21 protein-coding genes and 1 riboswitch are annotated in these 25,901 nt (G+C 62.2%); of the genes, 9 read left to right on the forward strand and 12 right to left on the reverse strand.

The window, feature by feature from the left end; translation table 11 throughout:
* Positions 1-83: 83 nt before the first annotated feature.
* The 3 genes from O0879_RS20665 to hppD form a co-directional block, all read right to left on the reverse strand.
* Positions 84-1,580, reverse strand: coding sequence for a S41 family peptidase (locus O0879_RS20665; protein ID WP_289918498.1), 1,497 nt, complete (start codon positions 1,578-1,580; stop codon positions 84-86).
* 123 nt (positions 1,581-1,703) lie between these two features.
* Entirely contained in the window at positions 1,704-5,300 is a 3,597-nt protein-coding gene (locus tag O0879_RS20670) for an indolepyruvate ferredoxin oxidoreductase family protein (RefSeq protein WP_289899557.1), read from the reverse strand.
* Between the two features lie 196 nt (positions 5,301-5,496).
* On the reverse strand, positions 5,497-6,624 hold the full coding sequence (gene hppD, locus O0879_RS20675) for a 4-hydroxyphenylpyruvate dioxygenase (RefSeq protein WP_099665780.1): 1,128 nt from the start codon (positions 6,622-6,624) through the stop codon (positions 5,497-5,499).
* Between the two features lie 125 nt (positions 6,625-6,749).
* Here hppD and O0879_RS20680 point away from each other — a divergent pair, with 125 nt between their 5' ends.
* Complete coding sequence (locus O0879_RS20680) at positions 6,750-7,274, forward strand: Lrp/AsnC family transcriptional regulator (protein ID WP_034753092.1); 525 nt, start codon at positions 6,750-6,752, stop codon at positions 7,272-7,274.
* Here the strand turns inward: O0879_RS20680 and O0879_RS20685 are convergent.
* The 4 genes from O0879_RS20685 to O0879_RS20700 form a co-directional block, all read right to left on the reverse strand.
* Positions 7,266-7,979 (reverse strand): GNAT family N-acetyltransferase, encoded by a 714-nt coding sequence (locus tag O0879_RS20685; protein WP_099665781.1) that lies wholly within the window; start codon positions 7,977-7,979, stop codon positions 7,266-7,268. The genes O0879_RS20680 and O0879_RS20685 overlap by 9 nt on opposite strands.
* An 87-nt stretch (positions 7,980-8,066) precedes the next feature.
* Positions 8,067-9,164, reverse strand: a complete 1,098-nt coding sequence (locus tag O0879_RS20690) for a multifunctional CCA addition/repair protein (protein ID WP_289918500.1) — start codon at positions 9,162-9,164, stop codon at positions 8,067-8,069.
* Between the two features lie 12 nt (positions 9,165-9,176).
* The gene (locus O0879_RS20695) at positions 9,177-9,893 is read right to left on the reverse strand and encodes a glutathione S-transferase family protein (protein ID WP_289918502.1); all 717 of its coding nucleotides are present in this window, start codon (positions 9,891-9,893) and stop codon (positions 9,177-9,179) included.
* A gap of 12 nt (positions 9,894-9,905) precedes the next feature.
* On the reverse strand, positions 9,906-11,861 hold the full coding sequence (locus O0879_RS20700) for a lytic transglycosylase domain-containing protein (RefSeq protein ID WP_289918504.1): 1,956 nt from the start codon (positions 11,859-11,861) through the stop codon (positions 9,906-9,908).
* 137 nt (positions 11,862-11,998) lie between these two features.
* On the opposite strand from O0879_RS20700, the gene O0879_RS20705 reads away from it, so the two are divergent.
* Positions 11,999-12,526, forward strand: coding sequence for a 5-formyltetrahydrofolate cyclo-ligase (locus O0879_RS20705; protein ID WP_289918506.1), 528 nt, complete (start codon positions 11,999-12,001; stop codon positions 12,524-12,526).
* 15 nt (positions 12,527-12,541) lie between these two features.
* Here O0879_RS20705 and metF read toward each other — a convergent pair whose 3' ends face one another.
* From metF to metK, 4 genes are all read right to left on the reverse strand, one after another.
* A complete protein-coding gene (gene metF, locus O0879_RS20710) occupies positions 12,542-13,372 on the reverse strand; it encodes a methylenetetrahydrofolate reductase [NAD(P)H] (protein WP_034783533.1) in 831 nt (276 codons plus the stop codon).
* The gene (locus O0879_RS20715; protein ID WP_099665786.1) at positions 13,359-13,715 is read right to left on the reverse strand and encodes a phage holin family protein; all 357 of its coding nucleotides are present in this window, start codon (positions 13,713-13,715) and stop codon (positions 13,359-13,361) included. The genes metF and O0879_RS20715 overlap by 14 nt, the downstream gene beginning before the upstream one ends.
* A gap of 194 nt (positions 13,716-13,909) precedes the next feature.
* The gene (gene ahcY, locus O0879_RS20720; protein ID WP_034783536.1) at positions 13,910-15,334 is read right to left on the reverse strand and encodes an adenosylhomocysteinase; all 1,425 of its coding nucleotides are present in this window, start codon (positions 15,332-15,334) and stop codon (positions 13,910-13,912) included.
* A 27-nt stretch (positions 15,335-15,361) separates the two neighbouring features.
* Positions 15,362-15,430: riboswitch (S-adenosyl-L-homocysteine riboswitch) on the reverse strand.
* 126 nt (positions 15,431-15,556) lie between these two features.
* On the reverse strand, positions 15,557-16,723 hold the full coding sequence (metK, locus tag O0879_RS20725; protein WP_034783537.1) for a methionine adenosyltransferase: 1,167 nt from the start codon (positions 16,721-16,723) through the stop codon (positions 15,557-15,559).
* Between the two features lie 188 nt (positions 16,724-16,911).
* Between metK and O0879_RS20730 the strand changes: the two genes are divergently transcribed.
* From O0879_RS20730 to dapF, 3 genes are read left to right on the forward strand one after another with little or no spacing between them, the layout of a single operon-like run.
* A complete protein-coding gene (locus O0879_RS20730; RefSeq protein WP_289918508.1) occupies positions 16,912-17,781 on the forward strand; it encodes a lysophospholipid acyltransferase family protein in 870 nt (289 codons plus the stop codon).
* Complete coding sequence (locus O0879_RS20735; RefSeq protein WP_077398734.1) at positions 17,778-18,653, forward strand: lipid A biosynthesis acyltransferase; 876 nt, start codon at positions 17,778-17,780, stop codon at positions 18,651-18,653. Before O0879_RS20730 ends, O0879_RS20735 begins: the two co-directional genes overlap by 4 nt.
* Positions 18,654-18,664: 11 nt before the next feature.
* Complete coding sequence (dapF, locus tag O0879_RS20740) at positions 18,665-19,528, forward strand: diaminopimelate epimerase (RefSeq protein WP_289918510.1); 864 nt, start codon at positions 18,665-18,667, stop codon at positions 19,526-19,528.
* An 11-nt stretch (positions 19,529-19,539) separates the two neighbouring features.
* On the opposite strand, the gene O0879_RS20745 is transcribed toward dapF, so the two are convergent.
* On the reverse strand, positions 19,540-21,042 hold the full coding sequence (locus O0879_RS20745; protein ID WP_289918513.1) for a hypothetical protein: 1,503 nt from the start codon (positions 21,040-21,042) through the stop codon (positions 19,540-19,542).
* A 415-nt stretch (positions 21,043-21,457) separates the two neighbouring features.
* On the opposite strand from O0879_RS20745, the gene O0879_RS20750 reads away from it, so the two are divergent.
* The 4 genes from O0879_RS20750 to O0879_RS20765 all read left to right on the forward strand — a co-directional run bounded on the left by O0879_RS20750 (position 21,458) and on the right by O0879_RS20765 (position 25,570).
* On the forward strand, positions 21,458-22,534 hold the full coding sequence (locus tag O0879_RS20750) for a porin (protein WP_289918514.1): 1,077 nt from the start codon (positions 21,458-21,460) through the stop codon (positions 22,532-22,534).
* 179 nt (positions 22,535-22,713) lie between these two features.
* Positions 22,714-23,391, forward strand: a complete 678-nt coding sequence (locus tag O0879_RS20755; RefSeq protein WP_099665791.1) for a DUF484 family protein — start codon at positions 22,714-22,716, stop codon at positions 23,389-23,391.
* Positions 23,392-23,398: 7 nt separating this feature from the next.
* Positions 23,399-24,346 (forward strand): tyrosine recombinase XerC, encoded by a 948-nt coding sequence (locus O0879_RS20760; protein WP_289918859.1) that lies wholly within the window; start codon positions 23,399-23,401, stop codon positions 24,344-24,346.
* Positions 24,347-24,481: 135 nt separating this feature from the next.
* Positions 24,482-25,570 (forward strand): GTP-binding protein, encoded by a 1,089-nt coding sequence (locus tag O0879_RS20765; protein WP_289918516.1) that lies wholly within the window; start codon positions 24,482-24,484, stop codon positions 25,568-25,570.
* Positions 25,571-25,901: the final 331 nt, after the last annotated feature.

Raw genomic sequence — 25,901 nt, forward strand, 5'->3', positions numbered from 1 at the left:
ATATATCAAAATTGTTATATAGAAATATTCATGAGCAGGAAAACGCTAGGCGTCCTCGCTAGCTCATGGCAGGAACATGCGCGTTAACGGCGCCTGATGGCAATTTCCTTGTAGGACGGCCGCAACAGGCGCGCGGCCGTGTCGGCCGGACTCTCCATCGAACTCAGCAGCCTGGTGGCCCCCATGGCCGGCGTGCAGCTGCCGCTGCTGCGGTAGCGCAACGCCGCCGCCAGCATGCCTTCCGCCGCGTCGCCCAGCGCATGCTGGTAATCGTCCGCCACGTCGCAGGTCGGCGCCATGCCATCGGCAAAGTCGCCAAAGCCCTTGGCGTTGACACCCTGGAATTGCACGGCGAAATACGTGGTGCCGCAATTCGGCGCGGGATAGAAACCGTAGGGCTTGCCACATGTCGTGCCGCCGATCAGGTTGACTTGCACGTCCACGCCGCGCAAGCCGTTGATGATCGCTTCGCTGGCCGAGCAGGTGTTGCCCGTTGTCAATAAGGTCACCCGCTTGAGCCCCAGCGAGGGCAGCGGCGTGCCCTTGGCCAGGGGATTCTGCGCGGGAAAGCCCTGGCTTTGCGCATGGAATGGCACGGGCGCTTCCGGCCGCGTCTTGTCATTGAAGAGCACCTGCTCGAAGGTCTTGCCGGTGGTGACTTGCGGACCGGCGATCATGTAAGCGAGTTCGCTGGCGACATCGAGGTAACCGCCGCCGTTGTAGCGCACATCGAGCACCAGGTCGCTGATGCCGGCCGCCTGGAAGCGGCCCATGGTCTCGACCAACTGGCGTTCGGCCACGTTGTTGTGCGTATTGAAGGTCAGGTAGCCCACCTTGCCCGTGGGCGTATCGATGATGCGCTCGTTCTGCACGGCGCTGGTGCTCACGTCCACCGCCGTCAGGCTCACCGACAGGGGCGCGCCGTTACGGCTGAATCCCAGCGTGTGCGCGCCTTGCGCCTTGGGGAACAGGCCGGCGTTGAGGATAGCCACGCTGGCCGTGTCGGGGACATTGACGAAATCGACGCCATCGACGGTTTGCAGCACGTCACCACGCCGCAAGCCCGCCAGTGCCGCCGGCGAGCCTGGCTCGACGATCGAGATCACCGCCTTGCGCGGCGGCGTGGTACGCGTCAGCGCCAGCAGCATGCCGTAGCCCAGTTCCACGCCATTGAGCGAAGCTTCCCATTCGGCCGTCGTGTACGTGAAATGGAACTGGTCCTTCGGCTTGCCGGATGCCGTCGTGGCCCTTGTTTTCAGCACATCGAAGTACGCGACGGGCGTGGCAAAGCTCTGCGCCTGGTAGGTGGTCGGCACTTCGCGGTACCACAGATACGTTTCATCGATCCAGCTGCGCACCCACGTCAGTTCATCGAGCAAGGTGCCCGGCTTGTCGATGCTGCTGCCGCCGCGCGGCGCCGCACAGCGGTTCTCGACCGTGGACGAAGCGACCAGCGCCGCCGGACCCGCCGGCGTCACGGGCGGCACGACGGGCGCGCTGTCGCTGCCTCCGCCTCCGCCGCAGGCACTCAACAACAATACGAGAGGAACCGCCAGGGCGGAAAAGCGCAGGGAAGACATGACGAACTTTCCGAAAAGAAATTATCGAAAAATTATAAGACGTTTTACAAACAGGCGTTGTTTTCTTTGATACAAAAAAATGGCGCCCGCAGGCGCCATTGCTACAGCGTGAAATTCACCCCATCACGCCACGGTGGCCGCCACGGGTGCCGCCACGACGGGCGGCAGCGGCGTCGGCGCATTGAAGGCGATCAGCAAACTGGCTTCCTTCTCTTTCGCCGCCTTCAGATGACGCTCCTTCACGTGGCCATAGCCGCGGATGTCTTCCGGAATGCTGGCAATCGCCACGGCTTGCGCCAGCTTGGCCATCGTCAGTTTCGGCAGCAAGCCACCCACCGTCGTGCGGTACTCGAGTATCAGCGCCCGTTCCATCTTGCGCTCGGCCGTATGGCCGAACACGTCGAAGGCCGTGCCGCGCAAGCCCTTGAACTTGGCCAGCACGCCGAACGCCTTCAGCATCCACGGGCCATATTCCTTCTTGATCAAATGGCCATGGGCATCCGTTTTCGCCATGATCGGCGGCGCCAGGTGGAACTTGAGCTTGATGTCGCCCTCGAACATGGCGGCGATCTTCGCCTGGAAGGCGCCGTCCGTGTACAGGCGCGCCACTTCGTATTCGTCCTTGTAGGCCATCAGCTTGTAGAAGTAGCGGGCCACGGCTTCCGTCAGGCGCAGGTGCGGACCATTCAGCGCGCTTTCGGCGGCGCGCACCTGGCCGACGAAGTCCAGGTACTGCTGCGCATACGCGCGGTCCTGGTAAGCCGTCAGCAGGGCCACGCGCTTTTCGATCAGGTCGTCGAGCGTTTCGATGCGCTTGAATTCCACCACCTTGGCTGGCGTCGTCATGCGCACCAGGCTGGCCGCATCGTGGGCGCCGGCGCGGCCCCAGTTGAAGGCCGCCTTGTTGAACGCCACCGAGACATTGTTCAAGTCGATGGCCTTCATGATGGCAGCTTCCGACAGCGGCACTTTGCCTTTTTGCCAGGCATAGCCGAGCATGAACATGTTCGTCGCGATGGAGTCGCCCATCAGCGCCGTGGCGATCTGGCCCGCGTCGATGAAGTCCACGTGGTCGCTGCCGCACGCCTTTTCGATTTCCATGCGCGCCGAGGCGCCGGGGAATTGCCAGTCCGGGTTTTTCACGAACGCGGCCGTCGACGAGCTGGTCGAGTTGATCATGGCCCAGCTGCGGCCCTCTCCCATGCGCGACAAGGCGTCGCGGCTGGCCGTGACGATCAAGTCGCAGCCGATGACGAGGTCGGCCGCACCGGTACCCACGCGCGTCGAGTGGATATCTTCCTGGCGGTCCGCCAGGCGCACGTGCGACATCACGGGGCCGCCTTTTTGCGCCAGGCCGCTCATGTCCAGCACGGAACAGCCCTTGCCTTCCACGTGGGCCGCCATGGCCAGGATCTGGCCCACGGTGACGACGCCCGTGCCGCCGATGCCGGTGACCAGGATGCCGAACGGCTCGGCCGTCGACGGAATGACGGGCGTCGGCAAGGCCGGCGCCGCTGGCGCGTCCTTGTCGGCGGCAGCCGCCTTCTTCGGCTTTTTCAAGCCGCCGCCTTCCACCGTCACGAAGCTCGGGCAGAAACCCGTCGTGCACGAGAAATCCTTGTTGCAGGACGACTGGTTAATCTGGCGCTTGCGCCCCAGTTCCGTTTCCAGCGGTTCCACCGACAGGCAGTTCGATTGCACGGAACAGTCGCCGCAGCCTTCGCAGACGGCTTCGTTGATGACGGCGCGCTTGGCCGGGTCCGGGTATTCATTGCGTTTCCGGCGGCGGCGTTTTTCCGAGGCGCAGGTCTGGTCGTAGATCATGGCCGATACGCCGGGCATGTCGCGCAGTTCGCGCTGCACGTCCATCAGTTCCGAACGGTGGCGCACGGTGACGCCTTCCGCCCAGGCGTAATCGTCCGGGTACTTTTCCGGTTCATCCGTGACGACGATGATGGGGCCCACGCCTTCGGCGGCGATCTGGCGCGAAATGATCGCCGGCGACAGGGGGCCGTCGAATTCCTGGCCGCCCGTCATGGCCACCGCATCGTTGAACAGGATTTTATAAGTGATGTTCACCTTGGCCGAGACGGCCGCGCGGATGGCCAGGATGCCCGAGTGGAAATACGTGCCGTCGCCGAGGTTGGTAAATACGTGCTTTTCATTCGTGAACGGCGCCTGGCCCACCCAGGTGACGCCTTCGGCGCCCATGTGGGTGAATGTCGACGTTTCGCGGTCCATCCACAGCACCATGTAGTGGCAGCCGATGCCGGCCAGCGCGCGCGAGCCTTCCGGCACCTTGGTCGAACTGTTGTGCGGGCAGCCGGAGCAGAAGAACGGCGTGCGGTCCTTTTGCGGATCGGGTTTCACGCTGATGGCCTTGAGGACGTTTTCCTTCGCTTCTAGGTAAGCGATGCGCTCCTTCACGCGCTGCTCCACAGGGTGGCCGGCGTAGTAGCGCGAAATGCGGCTAGCGATGGCGCGGGCGATCATGGCCGGGTTCAGCTCATACGTGGCCGGCAGCAGCCAGTCGCCGTGACCGGTGCCCTTCTGGTTGCTCCATTCGCCCGTGTCGTCGAACTTGCCGACCACGCGCGGGCGCTCGCCGTCCTTGAGGTTGTACAGCTCTTCCTTCAACGCGTATTCGAGGATTTGCCGCTTTTCTTCCACCACGAGGATTTCGTCGAGGCCCTTGGCGAATTCGTGCACGCCGTCCGCTTCCAGCGGCCAGGTCATGCCGATCTTGTACAGACGGATGCCGATGTCGGACGCCGTCTGTTCGTCGATGCCCAGGTCGGCCAGCGCCTGGCGCGTGTCCAGGTAGGATTTGCCGGCCGTGATGATGCCGATGCGCGCCTTCGGGCTGTCCCAGATGATTTTATTGAGCTTGTTGGCACGCGCATACGCCAGCGCCGCATACCATTTGTAGCTGTTCATGCGTACTTCTTGTTCCAGCACCGTGTCGGGCCAGCGGATGTTCAAGCCACCGGCCGGCATTTCGAAGTCGGTCGGCAGGGTGATCTGCACGCGGTCCGGGTCGAAATCGACGGCGGCGCCCGACTCGATGATGTCGGTCACGCATTTCATCGACACCCATAGCCCCGTGTAGCGGCTCATGGCCCACGCGTGCAAGCCGTAGTCGATGTATTCCTGCACCGACGACGGGTACAGCACGGGGATGCCGCAGGCGTTCAGGATATGGTCGGACTGGTGCGCCGTGGACGAGGATTTCGCCGCATGGTCGTCGCCGGCCAGCACCAGCACGCCGCCATGCTTGGCGGAGCCGGCGTTATTCGCGTGCTTGAACACGTCGCCGCAGCGGTCGACGCCGGGGCCCTTGCCGTACCACATGCCGAACACGCCGTCGTATTTCGCGTCTTCGAACAGATTCGTTTGCTGCGTGCCCCAGACGGCCGTGGCGGCCAGGTCTTCGTTCAGGCCCGGGTGGAATTTGACGTGGTGTTCATCGAGGTATTTCTTGGCCTTGATCGCCGTCATGTCGACGGACGTCACAGGCGAACCGCGGTAACCGGTGATGTAGCCGGCCGTATTCAGGCCAGCCTTCAAATCGCGCTCGCGCTGCAGCATGGGCAGGCGGATCAGCGCTTGCGTGCCCGTCATGAAGGCGCGGCCGCGCTCCAGCGTGTATTTGTCGTTCAGGGAAATTTCGGACGCGTGCGCGCCCGGCTCAAGACTCGAGCCCTTGATTGGTGCATTCATTACTTGTCTCCATTATTCTCTGTGCTACGCGTGCAAAGTCGGTTGAACTCACACGTACCGGCTGTGCCTTGTGGACAATGCCGGTGCGGAAAAATGACTTGTTTGTCGTAGACTACCACAGGAATGCGCGCAGTTCTTTGCTGCGCTGCACTCCCGGGCGGGTACCATTTTCACTACTATTTGTTACAGAGCAACATTACGCCGCGTTCGTATCTTTCAGCACGCCGCGCTTGATCTGATCCAGCTCGATCGATTCGAACAGGGCGCGGAAATTGCCTTCGCCGAAGCCCTGGTCGCCCTTGCGCTGGATGATCTCGAAGAAGATCGGGCCGATCACCGTCTGCGTGAAGATTTGCAGCAACAGCTCGCGTTCGTTTTCCGTGCTGTGGCCATCGATCAGGATGCGCAGGCGGCGCAGTTCTTCCAGCTGCTCACCATGGTTCGGCAGGCGGCGGTTGACCAGCTCATAGTAAGTTTCAATCGTATCCTGGAAATCGATACCCGTATCGCGCATGCCTTGCACGGACGCGTAGATATTGTCCGTACCCAGCGCGATGTGCTGGATGCCTTCGCCATGGTACTGGTCCAGGTATTCGGCGATCTGCGACTTGTCGTCCGACGACTCATTGATCGGAATGCGGATCTTGCCGCACGGCGAAGTCATGGCCTTCGATTTGAGGCCCGTCAACTTGCCTTCGATGTCGAAATAACGCACTTCGCGGAAGTTGAACAGGCTTTCATAGAACGTCGCCCATTCCTTCATGCGGCCACGGTGCACATTGTGCGTCAGGTGGTCGATATACGTCAGGCCATGGCCGACGGGGTTGGCGACGGCGCCGGGAATGGCGACGAAATCGACGTCATAGATGCTGATGTCGCCGATGCCGCCCGGTGCGGCCGCGTCCGGCTTGTCGGCGCCCTTGCCGCGCCAGCGGTCGACGAAGTACAGCAGGGAATCGCCTACGCCCTTGATGGCGGGGATATTCAGCTCCATCGGACCTGTTTTATTGTCGAAACCCCAGGCGCCCAGTTCCAGCGCGCGGCGGTACACAAACGCCGCGTCGTCGACGCGGATGGCGATGGCGCACACGGACGGGCCGTGATGGCGGGCAAAACGCTGCGCGAACGAATCTTGTTCGGCATTGATGATGAAATTGATGTCGCCCTGGCGGTACAGGGTCACATCCTTGTGGCGGTGGCGCGCGATGGCCGTGAAGCCCATGTTCTCGAACAGCTTGCCCAATGCTTTTGGGTCTGGTGCTGCATACTCGACGAACTCGAAACCATCGGTACCCATCGGGTTATCCCAAGGCTGAAATTGCATGATGTCTCCTCCAAGAAGTAGCGCACAGTATAGGCGCGGTCTGTGGGCATTAAATGCCAAAGATCTCCCGAACAATCATGATTTGCGCAATAATATTGCGTGAAACAAGAACCACCGGAGGAAGCATGAGCAAAATTACGCTGGATAAAACGGATCGCAAGATCCTCGCCGTCCTGCAGGCCGATGGCCGCCTGTCGAACCAGGACGTGGCCGAGCAGGTCAGCCTGTCGCCGTCGCCATGCTTGCGCCGCGTCAAACGGCTGGAAGAAGCGGGCGTGATCCGCCAGTACGTGGCCCTGCTGGACCCGGAAAAGATCGGCCTGGGCTTGCTCGCCTACGTCAACGTGCGGCTGGAAAAGCACAGCGACGCCACGGCGCACAGCACGGCGCGCGTGCTGGCGCCGAATCTGGTGACGAATACCTCGCCGCGCGCCGACTTTGCCGTGGCCGTGGCGCAATGGCCGGAAGTGGTGGCCTGCTATGCGATGACTGGGGAAATGGATTATTTACTGCGCGTGCATGTGGAAGACATGGAGCACTTTTCGCGCTTCATGATGGCGACCCTGCTGCGCCACCCGGCCGTGCTGGACGTGAAATCGAGCTTTGCCTTGCAGCGCATCAAGGATACGACGGCCCTGCCCTTACTGTGACGGCGGTGACGGCGGCCCGGGCTTCTTCTTGCGCCCCGGCAAGCGATCCCACAGCTTGAACGCGGCGCGCGCGTTGGCCTTGAACGTGTAGTCGAACATGGCGAACTGTTCCTGCACGGCTTCCTGCAGCATGCTGGTCGGGTTCGGCGGCAACAGTTTCAGATATGCATCGGCTTCGCCATAGTCGCGCTGGATTTCCATGCCCGCCTTCTTGGCGATATGCATCATCGTCTTGTTCGACGACAAACAATGCATATACAGGGTATCGACATCGTTGTTACGGCAGTGAATCGCCGCCCGTTCGAACAATTTCGACCCGACCCCCATGCCGCGCATGGATTTCGACACGGATACGCCAAACTCCGCCACCTGCTCCTTGTCCGTCACCACGCTTTTCGCCGGCGACTGGTCCTTAGGCGCAAACGCCAGGTGCCCCACGCCCACCAGCTTGAACAGGCTGTTGTAGACGCCGTAGATCATGTCGCGCGAAAAATCCATCTTTTGCACGTACTGGGCCACGAGTTCATCGGGCAAGGCGCTGCCGAAGCGCAGCAGGCGGTCGCTTTTCTCGAGCGACAGGAAATGCTTCATCATGCGGCGCCGGTCGCGCTCATGCAATTGCTTGACGAGCACGGTCGGACGCCCGCCACCGCTACGGCTGAGCCAGCGGCGAAACGGGTTTTGAAACAGCTTGGGTAAGGTCACGTCGACTCCTGGGGGCGGTGCTGCGGCACGTCAGGCAGGTATTGTGCGGTGCAACATTATGGCGCCATTGTAGCCTATTCCCGCAATTCAAGCCTGGGCCAGGAACGCTTGCACGGCCGCCACCCGCGCCGCGTGGATGACTTCGGGGATGCGTTTCGGCTCAGTACAGCCTTGCGCCAGCGCACCCGCATTCACGGCGCGCGCCGCGTCCAATCCACCCTGCAGCCGCGCCGCCTGAGGGAAATCGCCAGTGACCAGCCCGTCGCAAGCCACGGCTTGCAACAGTTGCGCAAAGCGCTGCGGCTTGCGCAAGCCGTCGCAGCGTTCGCACAAGCTCACCACGGCTTCAGCGCTCAGCGCCAGCGCGCCATTGATATGGTCCCGTTCGAGCGCCGCCATGACGGCCAGCTCGCGGCACTCATTGGGCACGCGCAAGCGCTCGCTCAGTTGCTCGATGGCATCTTTGCTCATATGCAGCATCAGGGCGGCGAAACGCACGGGCAAGTCATGACCTTGCGCGGCGGCATGGTCGACGACCTGCAGCAAGCGCTCGCTCAGCGTGATTTCGCCCATGATGCGCGCCAGGGCGCCGCATTCGTGCAGCACCGTCAGCATGCGCGAAGGATGGCTTTCCATCAGCCCCTTGGCCACTTCCTGCCACACGCGCTCGGCCACGAGGGCGTCGACTTCGCCGTCGGCCACCATGCGGCGCATCAGGGCCAGGGTGGCTGGCGCAACAGTGAACGCATGAAAACGGGCGGCAAAGCGGGCCAGGCGCAAGATGCGCACGGGGTCTTCGCCGAACGCGTCGGAGACGTGGCGGAAGATTTTATTGCGAATGTCCGCTATGCCGCCGAACGGGTCGGTCAACGTCCCGTCCTCGGCCCGGGCGATGGCGTTGATGGTCAGGTCGCGGCGCACCAGGTCGTCTTCCAGCGTGACGTCGGGCGCCGTGTGGAAGACAAAGCCCCGGTAGCCGGGCGCCGTCTTGCGCTCCGTGCGGGCCAGGGCGTATTCTTCCTGCGTCTTCGGGTGCAAAAACACGGGGAAATCCTTGCCGACGGGCCGGAAGCCCTGGCGCAGCATGTCTTCCGGCGTAGCGCCCACGACGACGTGGTCGTGGTCTTTCACGGGCAAGCCCAGCAGTTGGTCGCGCACCGCGCCACCGACCGTGTAAATCTTCATAACACTCTTTTCTTATTCAGGTAATTCCGCGTCGTGCTTGGCAGCGACTTCCGTTTCCGCCAGCGCTTCCGCGATCCAGCGCGCGACGGCCGGGTGCGCCTGCACGCGCTCGCAATACGCATTCAGGGCCGGCGCCAGGCTCACGCCATACGTGCGAAAACGCATGACGACGGGGGCGAAATACGCGTCGGCGATGGAAAAATCGCCAAACAGGAACTGGTGGTGGCCAAAGCGCGACAGGCACTCTTCCCAGATTTCGCTGATGCGGCCAATGTCGGCCTGCGCGGCGGCCGTGCGGCCACGTCCCGGCAATCTTGCCTTGATATTCATCGACATGTCCGTGCGCAAGCCGGTAAAGCCGGAATGCATTTCCGCGCAGATACAACGCGCCATGGCGCGCGCGGCCACGTCTTGCGGCCACATGTGTTTATCGGGAAACTGCTCGGCCAGGTATTCGCAGATGGCCAGGCTGTCCCAGATCGTGATCTCGCCCGCCAGCAGCACGGGAACCCGGCCGCAGGCCGAGTATTCGGCGATCTTGGTGGCCGTGTCGCTCTGGTCGAGCAGCACGCGCACTTCCTGGAACGGGATGCCGAAGGCCGTCATGGCCACCCACGGGCGCATCGACCACGATGAGTAATTCTTGTTGCCGATGATGAGGGTCAGGCCCGGCTCGCGCGCGGCGGCCAGGGTTTGCGTCAGGCTGGGATCAAGGATGGTCGTTTGCATGGTCGGCGGACTTTAGTTGGATGATGGCAAATCGGCGGAAACGGCGCTGTTTTTCGGCCCTACGGTGCCCAGGCGCGCCTTCAGCGACTGCGGGCTCTTCTCGAACAGGGCAGCGTAATAGGTGGCGTTGGCCATCACGTTTTTCACGTAGCCGCGCGTTTCCGTGTACGGAATGATCTCGGCAAAGACGGCGCCTTCCAGCGGACGCGTCATGGTGGCGCGCCAGATGCGCAGGCGCCCCGGTCCCGCGTTGTAGGCGGCGCTGGCCAGCACTTGCGAACCGTCAAGACCGCCAAGCACCATGTTCAGGTAATTCGTGCCCAGCAAGACATTGGTGCGCACATCGCTCAAGGTTTCCGTGACGAAATCGGTGAGGCCGATCTTCTTGGCAACATAGCGGGCCGTCGACGGCATGACCTGCATCAAACCGGACGCGCCCACGTGCGACTGCGCATCCATGATGAAGCGTGATTCCTGGCGGATCAAGCCATACACCCAGGCCTTGTCCAGGCCCAGGGTTTGCGTGGCCGGATGCATGACGTCGTCATGCGGCGTCGGGTAGCGCTGCGTATAGTCCACTTCCAGGCGCGTGCGGTCCGAGGTGTTGACCATGCGGTCGAGCACATTGTTTTGGCGCGCAAATTCCGCGGCCGCCAGATGCTGGCGGTCCGTCATCGAACGCAATTCCCAGTTCCACTCGCGCGTGCCTTCGAAGCGCAGGCGCATGTTGAAAAATTTCAAGGCGCGCTGCAAGCCCGGATTGGCGGCCATGGCGGCGATTTCCGTCGGACTGACGGGCTGGCCCGGCGGCGGTAAGACCAGATGGTTGCCCAGCTCTTCATTGGCCAGCAAGCCATAGAAATTCGACTGGTCGGCAATCGTGCGGTACAGGGCGTCCGCCTGCGGGTTCGGGCGGCCCGGCGTTTCCGCCTGCTGTGCGCGCGCCAGCCAGTACACCCAGGTGGGATCCGTGCGCAGGGACGTCGGCATGGCCTGGATGGCGGCCTTCACCAGTGGCCAGTTGCCTTCACGCAAGGCGATACGCGCCTTCCATTGCATCTGCTCCTGGGTCAGGGGCGCGCCATTGGTTTTTTGCCAATATTCGAACGCTTCCGGCGCCAGCGCATACGACGCTTGCAGGGCTAGGCTGGCCCAGCCGATGGCCTGTTCCTGCGGCGTCAATTGCGCGCTCGCCTTTTGCAGGGCCACGACGCCCAGTTTCAAGGTGCTTTTCGCCATGCGGCCGACGGCCACCAGGTACATTTCGTGGTCGGCACGGCTGGCGCCCGCGCCCTTGGCCAGCACCAGCGCCGGCAAGTCGATGGCTTGCGCCATCTTCGCGTCGGACGCGCCCAGCAACAGGGCGATGCGACGGGCCGGGCCGGTAGCGTTGGTCTGGCCCGCCAGGCGGATCTGCGCCCACAGGTCGTTCGTGTCGAACTGGCCATTTTGCGCCAGTGCCGCGATCAGGCTGCCGCACGCTTCGCCATAGCCAGGCGGCGAGACGAGCAGGTTGCGCGCCTCGGCCGCCACGTTCTGCCCCTTGGCGGCGCGCGACATCAGCGCGTAGCACTTGAGCTGGGTATCGTCGTCGAGGGCGAATTGCGGGTATTGTTCATCAAACACGACCCAGTCGCGCTTGCGGCCCAATTCCAGCAGCCAGTCGTTGCGGAAACGGTCGGCGATGGCGCTGCCCTTGTAGCGGTTCAGGTAATCGCGAAATTGTGCCTCGGTCAACTGTTTGATGCGCGGTTTCAGCCGATAATAGTCGACATACGAGGGAATCTGGTAATTCGTCAGGCGCCCCGCATAAAAGTCGGCTTTTTCGACGTCATCCTTGCGCGCGGCGTCGCGCAGCAGCAAGAAGGCATCGTCCTCGCTGCGCGTGTCGGGAGCGGCAGGCGTTACGGTGGCGGACACCTGGGCCAGGGCGGCCAGGGGAGACAGGGCCGATGCAACACACAGCATCGTGCCGGCAATCCATTTCAGTGGGGAAATCAATGTACGACTCTCAATCTTAACTTGATGGTGATATGAATAGCGACCCTAGAATAACATGCGATCCGGCTGCACGGCCACCCATTGCGCCACAGGAAAAAGCCGGCTTGCGCAAAGCCTTGCTGGCGGCCCGGCGCGCCCTGCCCGGCGCCACGCGCGCGCAGTGGGATGCGGCCATCGCGCAGCGCCTGCTGGACTGGTGCGCGCAGGAAAACGTCGAGGAACTGGGCGTGTACTGGCCCCTGCATGGCGAGCCGGACTTGCACGGCGCGTATGCGCAGCTGGCCGCGCGCGGCGTGCAATTAAGCTTGCCGGTGGTGCTGGAAAAGCATGCGCCGCTGGCATTCAGTGACTGGCGGCCCGGAGAAGCGATGGTCAAGGATGGCATGGGCGTGGCCGTGCCCGCCGAATTGCGCCTGCGCCCGGCGCCCGCCACCCTGCTGGTACCTTGCCTGGGTTTTAATGGGGAACGGTACCGGCTCGGCTATGGCGGCGGGTATTACGACCGCACCCTGGAACACGCGCCACGCCCCCGCACCCTCGGTGTGGCATACGGCTGCCTGAAGGCGTCATTTGCCAGCGGCACATATGACATCGCCCTCGATCACATCGTGACGGAGGGCGATCTGCTCTGACGGATCAGATGGGGATTACTTGACCAGACGCTGCCACAGTGCGGTCGTGGGCGCCGCCTGGTTCATGCTATAGAAATGCAAGCCTGGCGCGCCGCCTTCCAGCAGGCGTTCGCACAAGCCCGTCACCACGTCCAGGCCAAAAGCCTTGATGGACGCGCTGTCGTCGCCAAAGCTGGCCAGTTTCAGACGCACCCAGCGTGGAATTTCCGCGCCGCACATGTCCGAAAAGCGCATCAATTGCGTGTAATTCGTGATCGGCATGATGCCGGCCACGATGGGCACGTTGATGCCCATCTTCTGCGTCTGCTCGACAAACTGGAAATACGCGTCGGCATTGTAGAAGTACTGGGTGATGGCCGCATCGGCGCCGGCCTGCACCTTGCGCGCGAACGCGTTCAGGTCGTCCTGCGGCGAACGGGCTTGCGGGTGCACTTCCGGATAGGCAGCCACTTCGATATGGAAATGGTCGCCCGTCTCGGCGCGGATGAATTCCACCAGCTCGTTGGCGTAGCGGAACTCGCCCGAGGCGCCATAGCCGCTCGGCAAGTCACCGCGCAAGGCCACGATGCGGTTCACGCCGGCCGCCTTGAAGTCGGCCAGCACGGCGCGGATCGATTCGCGCGAACCGCCCACGCAAGACAGATGGGGCGCGGCCTGCTCGCCGGCCGCCAGGATCTCGCGCACGGTGTCCAAGGTACCCTGCTGCGTGGTGCCGCCGGCGCCAAAGGTCACCGAGAAATACTTCGGATGCAATTCAGACAACTTGACACGCGTGGCGCGCAGCTTTTCCGCCCCTTCCGGGGTTTTCGGCGGGAAAAACTCAATACTGAAGTTATGCTTTTCCATCGTCGTTGCTCAAAAGTAAGGTCGACAAGGCCCAGGAAATGATGCTGTACAGAATGGCACCGCCCACGGCCGACCAGAAACTGGCGACATGGAAACCAGCGATCATCTGCGCCACCAGCCAGAACATGAAGCCGTTGATGATCAAAATGAACAGGCCCAGCGACAAGAACGTCACGGGCAGGGTCAGCAGGATCAGTAAGGGACGGATCAGCGCATTGACCAGCCCCAGCACGGCAGCGGCCAGCAGCGCGGTCCAGCCGCTGCTCATCGTCACCGAGTGCATCAAATAAGGGACGGCAAACAGGGCCGCCGCATTGATAAACCAAATCAGTAGCAAGCGCATTTCTCTAGCCTGTCAAAAAAGAGGGCAAGCCGGCATAGCCGGCCTTTTCAAAGTACACCGATCAGTATTGTTGCCTCAGGAACCGTAGCGAGCGGATGCGCGGCGTGGCCGAGAAGCGCAACTGTGCTGTAGCACAGTGAGCATCGCCGGCCGCGCCCCGCGCCGCGCAGTAGGTTCCCGAGGCAAGCAACCGATTAGTAGCGGTAGTGGTCGGGCTTGTATGGACCTTCCGTGCGCACGCCGATGTAGTCGGCTTGCTCTTGCGTCAGTTCCGTCAGCTGCGCATTCAACTTTTTGAGTTGCAAACGAGCGACTTTTTCATCGAGGTGTTTCGGCAAGGTGTACACGCCGACCGGGTAGTTGGCCGTGTTCGCGTACAGCTCGATCTGGGCGATCGTCTGGTTGGCGAACGACGAGCTCATCACGTACGACGGGTGGCCCGTGCCGCAACCGAGGTTGACCAGGCGGCCTTCGGCCAGCAGGATGATGCGGCGGCCCGACGGGAAGATGATGTGGTCGACTTGCGGCTTGATGTTTTCCCACTCGTATTGTTTCAACGAAGCAACGTCGATTTCATTGTCAAAGTGACCAATGTTGCAGACGATGGCCTGGTCTTTCATGCGCGTCAGGTGATCGTGCGTGAGGATGTGATAGTTGCCGGTGCAGGTGACGAAAATGTCGCCGTGTTCGCAAGCGTAATCCATGGTCACGACGCGGTAGCCTTCCATCGCCGCCTGCAATGCGCAGATCGGATCGACTTCCGTCACCCACACTTGCGCCGACAGTGCGCGCATGGCCTGGGCCGAACCTTTACCGACATCACCGTAACCGGCGATGACGGCGACCTTACCGGCGATCATCACGTCGGTGGCGCGCTTGATGCCGTCGACCAGCGATTCGCGGCAGCCATACAGGTTGTCGAATTTCGATTTCGTGACGGAATCGTTCACGTTAATCGCAGGGAAAGCCAGCTTGCCTTCCTTGTGCATTTGATACAAACGGTGCACGCCGGTGGTGGTTTCTTCCGTCACGCCGAGGATTTCCGGCAGACGCTTCGAGTACCAGGTCGGGTCGGCCAGCAAGTGCTTCTTGATCGAGTTGAACAGGCAGATTTCTTCTTCCGAGCCTGGATTGGCCAGTACCGACAGGTCGGTTTCCGCGCGCACGCCCAGGTGCAGCAGCAGGGTGGCGTCGCCGCCATCATCGAGGATCATGTTCGAGTAGACGGCCTTGCCATCCACGTTCGGCCATTCGAAGATGCGGTGCGTGTATTCCCAGTAATCGTCCAGCGACTCGCCCTTGACGGCGAACACAGGCGTGCCGGCGGCAGCGATGGCGGCGGCGGCATGGTCTTGCGTGGAGTAAATGTTGCACGATGCCCAACGCACTTGCGCGCCCAGTGCTTCCAGGGTCTGGATCAGCACGGCGGTCTGGATGGTCATGTGGATGGAACCGGTGATGCGCGCGCCTTTCAGCGGCTGCGCTGCCGCGAATTCTTCGCGGATGGCCATCAGGCCAGGCATTTCCGTTTCAGCAATCTTGATTTCTTTGTCGCCCCATGCGGCCAAGGTGATATCGGCGATGGTGTAGTCGTGTTGCGATTTGAGTACGGCGTTCATCACGCCCTCCTTTCAGTTGTTGAAAAAGGTACGTGAGCGCAGTTGCAGGATATTCCGAGCCTGGCGAATTTCTTCGTCGCAACGCTCCTCGGACACGGGATTTTATCATTGTCAAGGCCGCCGCGCCAGCCTGTTTGCACGGCATTGCCACGTAACAACACATAAAAAAAGCGCCCGCGGCCAGCAGGCCGGGGCGCTTTTCTTGCAAGTCTGACTAGATTATTACTTCAGGCCGGCAGCGTCGCGCAGCAGGGCGACCTTGTCCGTGCGTTCCCACGTGAATTCCGGCTCTTCACGGCCGAAGTGGCCGTAGGCGGCGCTCTTCTGGTAGATCGGGCGCAACAGGTCGAGCATTTGCACGATGCCTTTTGGACGCAGATCAAAGTGCGCCAGCACCAGCTTGGCGATTTCCGCGTCGGGAATCACGCCCGTGCCTTCCGTGTACACGGTGATGTTGATCGGCTTGGCCACGCCGATGGCGTAGCTGACCTGCACCTGGCATTGGCGCGCCAGGCCGGCCGCGACGATGTTTTTCGCCACGTAGCGGGCCGCGTAGGCTGCCGAACGGTCGACTTTCGACGGGTCCTTGCCCGAGAATGCGCCGCCGCCGTGCGGGGCTGCGCCGCCGTAGGTGTCGACGATGATCTTGCGGCCGGTCAAACCGCAATCGCCTTGCGGACCGCCGATGACGAAACGGCCCGTCGGGTTGACGAGGAATTTGGTCTCCGTCAGCCATTCGCGTGGCAGGATCGGCTTGATGATTTCCTCGATGACGGCTTCTTCGATCTGCTTGTGCGAGATTTCCGGCGCATGCTGGGTCGACAGCACGACCGTGTGCACGCCGACCGGGCGGCCATCGACGTAGCGCAGCGTGACTTGCGATTTCGCGTCCGGACGCAGCCATGGCAAACGGCCATCCTTGCGCAGCTGCGACTGGCGCTCGACCAGGCGGTGCGCGTAGTGGATGGCGGCAGGCATCAGCTCGGCCGTTTCATCGCAGGCGTAACCGAACATCAAGCCCTGATCACCAGCGCCTTGATCCAGGTCAATGCCAGCACCTTCATCGACGCCTTGCGCGATGTCCGGCGATTGCTTGTCGTAGGCCACCAGCACGGCGCAACCCTTGTAGTCGATGCCGTATTCCGTGTTGTCGTAGCCGATGCGTTTGATGGTTTCGCGCGCAACTTGAATATAATCCACATTGGCGTGCGTGGTAATCTCGCCAGCCAGCACCACCAGACCGGTGTTGCACAGGGTTTCGGCAGCCACGCGGGCGGCTGGATCCTGGGTCAGGATGGCGTCAAGGATGGCATCGGAAATTTGATCGGCAACCTTGTCGGGATGGCCTTCCGAAACGGATTCGGAAGTGAAGAGATAATCGTTTGACATTGCAAGCTCCTGTTTACTATGTGAATGTTCTGTCGCAGTAAAGAGGATTTTGCCTGCGACGCTTTAGCGAGATTTATATTCCGCATCGCAAGTTGTCTATTAACTCAGCGGTTACTGCATACGTGGTATTTTACGCTTCTTAAAAAATTTTGGCACGGCAACACGCCATTCCTGGAAACAGCTTATACATGTTAGTCCCAATTTTCCGCTTCTTATCGATCTTTCCCCTGCCCGTCCTGCATGGTCTGGGCGCTGCGCTCGGCTGGGTAATTTACGCCATTTCCCCGTCCTACCGCCGCCGCATGCGCGAGAACATGCAAGGTGCGGGGTTTTCGCAACACTTGCACACGGCCGTGGCCGAAGCGGGCAAGAGCGTGCTGGAACTGCCCTTCATCTGGTGCGCGCCAGCCGAACGCGTGGCGCGCCATGCGACGGTGGAAAACTGGGAACTGGTGGAAAAAGCGCTGCAGCACGGCCGCGGCATCGTCTTCCTGACGCCGCACCTGGGCTGCTTTGAAATCGTCGCCCAGCAAATCGCGCTGCGCACGCCGCTCACCGTGATGTACCGCCCGCCCAAGCGCGCCGCATTGAAGCCGCTGATCGAAGGCGCGCGCGCGCGCGAAAACCTGATGCTGGCGCCGGCCAATATGTCGGGCGTGCGCATTTTCGCCAAATGCCTGAAGAAAGGCCAGCCCATCGGCCTGCTGCCCGACCAGGTGCCGCAGGAAGGCGAAGGCGTGTGGGCCGATTTCTTCGGCCGCCCCGCCTACACCATGACCCTGCCCGCCAAGCTGGCGCAGATGGGCGGCGCCGAAGTCATCATCACCTACGCGGAACGCCTGCCGGGCGGGCGCGGCTATGTCGTGCATTTCGTTCCCTTCACCGAGTCCCTCGACAGCACCTCGGCCGAGCAGGCGCGCACCATCAATGCGGCCATGGAACAATTGATCGCGCGCAGCCCGTCGCAATACCTGTGGAGCTACAATCGCTATAAAGTGCCGCGCGGCGCGCCGCCGCCCACGCCGGCCGCGCCGGATGCCGCCGGGGAGCAGGCATGAGACTGCTGATCGCCTTCATGTGGCTGCTGCACTGGCTGCCCTTGCCCATCCTCGGCCGCTTCGGCGTGGCCGTCGGCAGCCTGCTGTTCATCGCCATGCCCACGCGGCGCAAGATTGCCCTGACGAATCTGCGCCTGTGCATGCCGGAATTGACGGAAGCCCAGCGCGTGGCGCTGGCGCGCCAGCATTTCCAGGCATATTCGCGCAGCGTGTGGGAACGCAGCATCCTGTGGTGGTCGTCGGAAGCGCGCCTGAACCGCCTGATCAAAAAGGTGCCCGCCTTCCCCGGCCAGCAGATCGCGGCCAAGCCGACCATCCTGCTGTGCCCGCACTTTGTCTGCCTCGACGTGGCCGGCGCCGCCACGGCCATGGAAATTTCCGCCTCGTCAATGTATGTGCAGCAAAAGAACGCCGCCTTCGACCAGGCCTTGCGCAACGGCCGTTCGCGCTTCAAGCCGCCCAAGCTGTTTACGCGCCAGGACGGCATCAAGACGATCCTGCGCGCACTGCGCGACGGCTTGCCGTATTTCATGCTGCCGGACATGGATTTTGGCGAAAAGGATGCGGAATTCGTGCCCTTCTTCGGCGTGCCCGCCGCCACCCTGACGGCCACGGCGCGCCTGGCGCTGGCCGCCAAGGCGCAAGTCATTCCCGTCATCGCCACCTTCCTGCCCAATTACCAGGGCTGGCAAGTGACGTATTACCCGGCGTGGGACGATTATCCGGGCGACGACATCACGGCCGCCACGCGCCGCATGAACGAATTCATCGAAGAGCGCGTGCGCGAAGCGCCGGCCGAATATTTCTGGACGCATAAACGCTTCAAGACGCGTCCGGAAGGCGAAGCATCGTTCTACAACCAGCACAAGTGATACGGCAGACCATGAAACTCCAATTTACCAAAATGCATGGCGCCGGCAATGACTTCATCGTCATCGACGCCATCCATCAAGAGATCGACTTCACGCCGGCCCAGTGGCAGCGCCTGGCCGACCGCCGTTTCGGCATCGGCGCCGACCAGATCCTCGTGGTGGAAAAGCCGCGCCTGCCCGGCTGCGACTTCCGCTACCGCATCTATAACAACGATGGCGGCGAAGTCGAGCAATGCGGCAACGGCGCACGCGCCTTCGTCAAGTTCGTCAGTGAAAAAGGCTTGTCCGACAAGACCAGCATCCGCGTGGAAACCATGGCCGGCATCATCGCGCCGCGCCTGGAGATCGACGGCAGCATCACGGTCGACATGGGCGCGCCCGTGCTGGAGCCAAAGCTGGTGCCGTTCGATGCCAGCGGCCTGGACGGCATAGCGCAAGGCAAGGACACCGTGTGGCCGCTGGACCTGGCGCTGCCGGGCCAAACGTCGCCCGTGCTGGTATCCGTCGTGTCGATGGGCAATCCGCACGCCGTGCAAGTGGTCGACGATGTCGATGCGCAAGACCTGGACGTGACGGGCCCGCGCATCGAGCACCACCCGCGCTTTCCCCGCAGGGTCAACGCCGGCTACATGCAGATCGTCGACCGCCAGCACGTGAAACTGCGCGTGTTTGAACGGGGCGCGGGTGAAACCCTGGCATGCGGCACGGGCGCCTGCGCCGCCGCCGTGGCCGGCATCTTGCGCGGCTTGCTCGATTCCCCCGTGCGCATCAGCGCGCGCGGCGGCGAACTGTCGATCGCCTGGCAAGGCCCCGGCCATCCCGTCCTGATGACGGGCCCGGCCGTGACCGTGTTCGAAGGCACGATCGAGCTGTAAGCCAGTAAAAGTCAGGCCGCCAGGAACTGCTGTTCCTGCGCGACATCAAGTTCCGCCAGATAGCACTTCAGGCGGTACAGGCGCTGCCGGTAATTGCCTTCCGGTCCCGCCACGCCGCAATCGACACGCTCGAACAGGCGCACCGCCTGGTCCAGCAGCTGGCGCTCCTGCGCCGTGCGGATCAATGCCAGGCGCCGCTTGCCGCGTCCATGCGTGGCGCTGATATCGATCAACAGACAATGCCCCTGGTCGGCCGCGTGTATATCGAGCAGCAATGCCTCGGCACGCGACAGATGAAAGCAGCGCGCCAGCGCCAGCCGCATCGCCAGCAGGGGATGGCTCTGGCCCAATTGCCGTAAATGCCCATCGGCGTGCATGGCGGCGCACTGGCCCCAGTCGCCGGGTTCGCCTTGCGGCGCGATCTTCGCCAGCGCCGCCTCCGCCTCACGGCTGCCTTGCGCCTGCGCCTGCAGCAGCCAATACGCGGCCCGCACATCGTTGTTGACGCCGTCGCGGCGATTACGCCAGGCATGCATGCCGCACTCGAGCTGGGCCGGGCCATGCCCCAGGTCGGCGGCACGCTCCAGGCAGGAATGGGCTTCGACCACATTGCGCTGGGAAAATTCCGGTTTCGTATAGATGCGCGACAGCACGAACCAGGCTTCGGCCAGTCCCTGCTCGCCAGCCTGCGTCAGCCAGCGCACGGCCCGCTTGAAATTGGCCGCGCCGTTGCGCGTGGCCAGCCGCTGGCCATGCGCATCCATGCGCGCATAGCCGAGTCCCAGCTCCAGCTGCGCCGTGCGGTCGCCGCCATGCGCGGCCAGCTCGCAACACTGCCAACCCTCGGCATCGCCGCCAAGCGCCAGGGCCTGGGCGCAACGCGACAGCAGCAACACCTGCTGCGCATCGAGGGCGATGGTGCGCGCCCCGGCCGCCGCCTGGCGCTGCAGCAGCTCGCGCGCCAGCGGCAAGCCTTGCGACAGGAAGCCCGCATGGTTGCCCTGGCTCCAGGCCTGCTCCAGCCACGAGTACAGCGGCGCGTCGCCATCGAGGACTTGCTCGCCAGCAAGGCTGGTGTCCGTCCCGGCAGCGGCAAGCGATCCTTCTTGCATGGACAGCAACCATTGCGCATCGGGCAAGCCGGCCCGCACGGCCGCGTCCAGCGCCACGCGCGCCTTGGCGCGCAAGGCTTCACAGTGGCTGGCGGCATTGCCCAACACCAGTTGCGCCAGCACCAGGCCCGCCTGCACCAGGCCCGCATCGAACGCCTGCGCGTAATAGGGAATCAGCGCCTTGGCTGCCGGCTGCGCCACTTCGAACGGCACATGCGTGCCAATCAGCAAGCACGCTTCCTCGCTATCTTCCTGGGCCGCCCGCGCCAGCCAGTGCAAGGCCGTGGGCAAGCTTTGCGGCACGCCCTGTCCAAACAGATACACCCGTCCCAACGCCAGCTGGCAAGCGACATCGCCCGCACGTGCGCCCTTGATCAATCCTAATGTTTCGCGATTTGCCATCGATTCTCGATATTGAGTCAATGATTCTAATAATAGTGAGCCGTCTCCAGGCCCATCAACGCAGGCCTTCCCTTAGTGTACCGTCCTTGTGTCACAAATCCGCCAAAGCGGCCTCAAGAACTTGATTCAACGCAACAATGTCCTGGCGCGGACATGCCAATATAGCAAGGCGCCGCTAGCGTGGCGGTGGGAGAACGCTGGCCCTCGGCGCGGGCTCGGCAGAAACCGCGCGTTACAAAAATACAACAGGGGCATGCAGATATGCCGCTTTTCACCAATCTTTTCACGCACATTTGACCAATCCCGCACGTCTTGCGCGCCGACGAATTAAGGTTCATTCATCGAAACGCGACAGTTAGCGCATTTCAATCTGCTCGGATCTCGGACGGAACTCACTTTTAATAGGGAATAAGACATGAAAAAATCACTCGTTGCCCTCGCACTCTTCGGCGCCTTTGCCGCAACCGCACAAGCGCAGTCGTCCGTCCAAATCTACGGCACGATCGATGCAGGCCTGGGCAAAGCGACGGGTTCGACCACCGCCGTCACCAAGCGCGACAACAACAAACTGGGCTTCAAGGGCACGGAAGATCTGGGCAATGGCTTGAAAGCTATTTTCCAACTGGAAATTCGCTATGAATCCGACACGGGCACGCTGGAAAGCAACTCCCGTCCGCTGTTCCAGGGTCAAAGCCGCGTCGGCCTGCAAGGCGACTTCGGTACCGTACGCCTGGGCCGTGGCCTGACCGCCTTCCAGGAATCGAGCACCGCGTTCGAACCATGGTCGGGCATGCCGACGCAAGCCGGTTTCCAGACCGACCTGACCGTGGCCGCCTACACCAGCGATCCACTGAGCGCGGATGGCAACTCGCGTAACCGCTTCTCGAACGCCGTATTCTACAACTCGCCAGTCATCAGCGGCTTCCAGTTCAACGCCACCGTGGCCGCCAAGGAAGCGAATAACAATACCGCCGTCCCAGCGCGTCCGCCGGTCAACCCAATAACGTTTGCCTCGGGTAACTATGCATTACTGGGCAACGCGGTACCAGCATCGAATCCATACTCGATCTCGGCGACCTATACCAACGAGCAATTCGCCGCCATGGCCGCTTACGAACGCAATGGCGTGCAAGCCAAACTGTGGTCGGTTGCAGCATCGTTCAATCCGATCAAGGAATTGAAACTGATGGCGTCGTACCAGCATCAGGATGATGGCAACTTCAAGATCATCAACACCGATACCAAATCGTGGGTGCTGGGCGCCAACTATGACGTCGGCCCAGGCAAGATCCGCGCCGGTTACGGTCAAAAAACGCCAGATGGCGTCGTCAAAACCAAGCAAGCATCGCTGGGCTATGACTACAATCTGTCGAAACGCACCTACCTGTACGCGGATATTTCGAACAAGAAAGCAGCAGCTCCTAATAGCCTCAACTACACCGTTGCGAAAACCGTCAACTACATCGGCATCGGCGTACACCACAACTTCTAATGCCCGGCCGGTCACCCTTCACGGGTGATTGCTGAGCTAAGAATGCAAGGCGGCATGGGCAACCATGCCGCTTTTTTCATGCGTGCGCGGAAAATGCATCGACGCCGTCCCCTTTGCGCCTATGCCGCCGCACTCTCGGTTAGAATGAAGTGTTCAACTTTCACTGACAGATATTCTCAATGACCGCCACACTCGATTCCAGCACCGTCGCCCAGTACCTGAGCGAGCACCCGAATTTCTTCGAAGAGCATACCGCCCTGCTCGGTGAGGTCAAGCTGAGCAGCCCGCTGACGGGACGCACCATCTCGCTGCAGGAGCGCCAGATGGAAGTGATGCGCGACAAGTACAAGGCGCTGGAACTGCGCATGTCCAAGCTGAGCCGCCTGGCCGAGGAAAATGGCGACATCGCCAGCAAATTCCACGGCTGGAACCAGGCCATGCTGCAAGTGCGCAACGATGCGGACATGCCGCGCGTGCTGGTCGACGCCTTGCAAAGCAATTTCGACGTGCCCTGCGTCAGCCTGCGCCTGTGGCAAGTGTTGCCGGAACACGCCAACGGCTGGTTCACGGAAGATGTGACGGCCGACGTGCGCATGTTCGCCAACAGCCTGCAAGCGCCGTACTGCGGCAGCAACCGCGATTTCGAAGCCGTGCACTGGTTGCAGGCCGATAAGATCGAATCGACCGTCATGATCGCCCTGCGCGCCCCGAACACCACGGGCACCTTCGGCTTGCTGGTGCTCGGCTCGCCTGACAGCGAACGCTTTACCTCGAGCATGGGCACGGACTTCCTCGTGCATATCGGCGCCACGGCCAGCGCCGCCCTGGCCGCACTGCGTGCCGGCACGCCTGCCTGAGCACGCCATGAAGGAGGCGCGCGGCAAGGCTGACTGGCTCGACGCCTATCTGGCGCAGCTGGCCACGCAGCGCAAGCTGTCGCCACATACGCTAGACGCCTACGGGCGCGACTTGCGCGCCTTGCTGGAACTGAGCGGCAGTACGCCCTGGACGGCGCTGGCGCACAATGAAGTGCGCCGCTACACGGCCAAGCTGCACGCCGGCGGCCTCGACCCGCGTTCGATCGCCCGCAAGCTGTCGTCGTGGCGGGGCTTTTTCAACTGGCTCAGCGGCGAGACCCCGCTCGACGCCAATCCCGTCGACGGCATCCGCGCCCCCAAGCGGGCTAAGACCTTGCCGAAAGCCCTGTCGGTGGACGATGCCGTGCGCCTCGTGGCGCCCGCGCAACACCAGCAAGGCGCCGCCGAACCGGAACAGCTGTGCAACCGCGCCATGTTCGAGCTGCTGTACTCGAGCGGCTTGCGCGTGTCCGAACTGACCAGCCTGGACATCCACTATTGCAGGGCCGACGGCGGCCAGCCCGCCTCGCTGGGCTGGCTCGACATGGCCAGCTTCGAAGTCATCGTCACGGGCAAGGGCAACAAGATGCGCAAGGTGCCCGTCGGCAAGGCGGCCCTCGTGGCCCTGACCGCCTGGCTGGGCGTGCGCCCGCCAGCGGCCGACGGCAGCGCTGCCTTGTTTTTAAGCACGCGCGGCACGCGCATCTCGCCCCGCGTGCTGCAGCTGCGCCTGAAGGCGCACGCGCTGGCGACGGACATTCCCGCCAACGTGCACCCGCACGTGCTGCGCCACTCGTTCGCTTCGCACGTGCTGCAATCGTCGGGCGACTTGCGCGCCGTGCAGGAAATGCTGGGCCATTCCAGCATCACCTCGACCCAGGTCTACACGGCCCTCGACTTCCAGCACCTGGCGCACGTGTACGACCAGGCGCACCCGCGCGCCAAGCTCAAGTAGGCAGCGGCGCCGGTGGGGCAGCCTGATCCATATCAAGCGGATGGGCGCGCATTTGCAAGCTTTTGCAAAATTCCGGCATAATCGTCCGCATTCTTCCGCTTGCGCGGCGGCACCACCGATTACAAGGCATCTCTCATGGCACTGATTCCAACCACCATCCTCACCGGTTTCCTGGGCGCAGGCAAAACCACCTTGCTCAACCGCATACTGCAGGAAGAGCACGGCATGCGCATCGCCGTGATCGAAAACGAGTTTGGCCAGGAAAACATCGATAACGAGATCCTGGTGCAGGATAGCAACGAACACATCATCGAGATGAACAACGGCTGCATCTGCTGCACCGTGCGGGGCGACCTGATCGTGGGCCTCACGGAACTGGCGCGCAAGCGCGACGCCGGTTTGCTGGCGTTCGACCGCGTCGTCATCGAAACGACGGGCCTGGCCAATCCCGGCCCCGTGGCGCAAACCTTCTTTGTCGACGAAGAAGTGGGCAGCCACTACATGCTCGACGCTATTATCACGGTAGTCGATGCCCGTCATGCCATGAAGCAACTGGATGAGTACGAGGAAGCCCAGCGGCAAGTGGGCTTTGCCGACAAGCTGCTGCTGTCGAAAACCGATCTCGTCAGTGAAGACGACGTGGCCATCCTGACGCGCCGCCTGAAACGCATCAACCCGCGCGCGCCCATCGCCAAGGTCGATTTCGGCCGCGCGCCGCTGGCCGAGGTGCTCGACATCCGCGGCTTCAACCTGAATGAAAAGCTGGAACTGGACCCGGATTTCCTGGCAACGGAAACGGCGCACGTGCATGATCACGATCATGCGCACGACCATGCGCATGCGCAGGAGCACGAGCACAAGCATGAGCACAGCGACGCCTGCGCCACCGATTGCGGCCATGCCGACCATCACCATGCGCAGCACAGCGACGATATCGCCGCCTTTGTTTTCAAGAGCACGCAACCGTTCGACAGCGCCAAGCTCGACGAGTTCCTCGGCGGCCTGGTGCAAGTGTATGGCCCGCGCATGCTGCGCTACAAGGGCGTGCTGCTGATGCAGGGCGCGGAGCGCAAGGTGGTCTTCCAGGGCGTGCACCAGCTGATGGGCAGCGACCTGGGCGCCAAATGGGGCGAAAATGAAGTGCGCGGCAGCAAAATGGTGTTTATTGGCAAGAATCTACCAAAAGACATTTTTATTCGCGGACTCGAACAATGTTTGGTATAAACTAGCCGGGTTTTGCAAAGTATCCGTTGCAAAGCAGAAACAAAAGGGAAAGTTAAGCACGCTTTCCCGCTGTCTGACACCCGTCTTGCTGGCATAAACCAACAAGTAGCCGTTTCTGATCGGCTAGTCAACAAATCGGGATGGCAATATAAAGCAAAGCGTGCCAAAATCAGCGACGAAAACGGCCCATGTCGTTCGCCTGTCATGAAATGCTGGCAAACTGCCGCTGGCCGCATGCCAGGCATGCAACCGATCCACCCAACACGCCTGTTGACGCGCGCATAGCGCGACTGGCATAGAGCGGTAAAAAGTTATCAACATGGCACCTTAG

It is taken from the genome of Janthinobacterium sp. SUN120 (genome assembly GCF_030397735.1).
In the GTDB taxonomy this organism is placed as follows: Bacteria; Pseudomonadota; Gammaproteobacteria; order Burkholderiales; family Burkholderiaceae_D; genus Janthinobacterium; species Janthinobacterium kumbetense.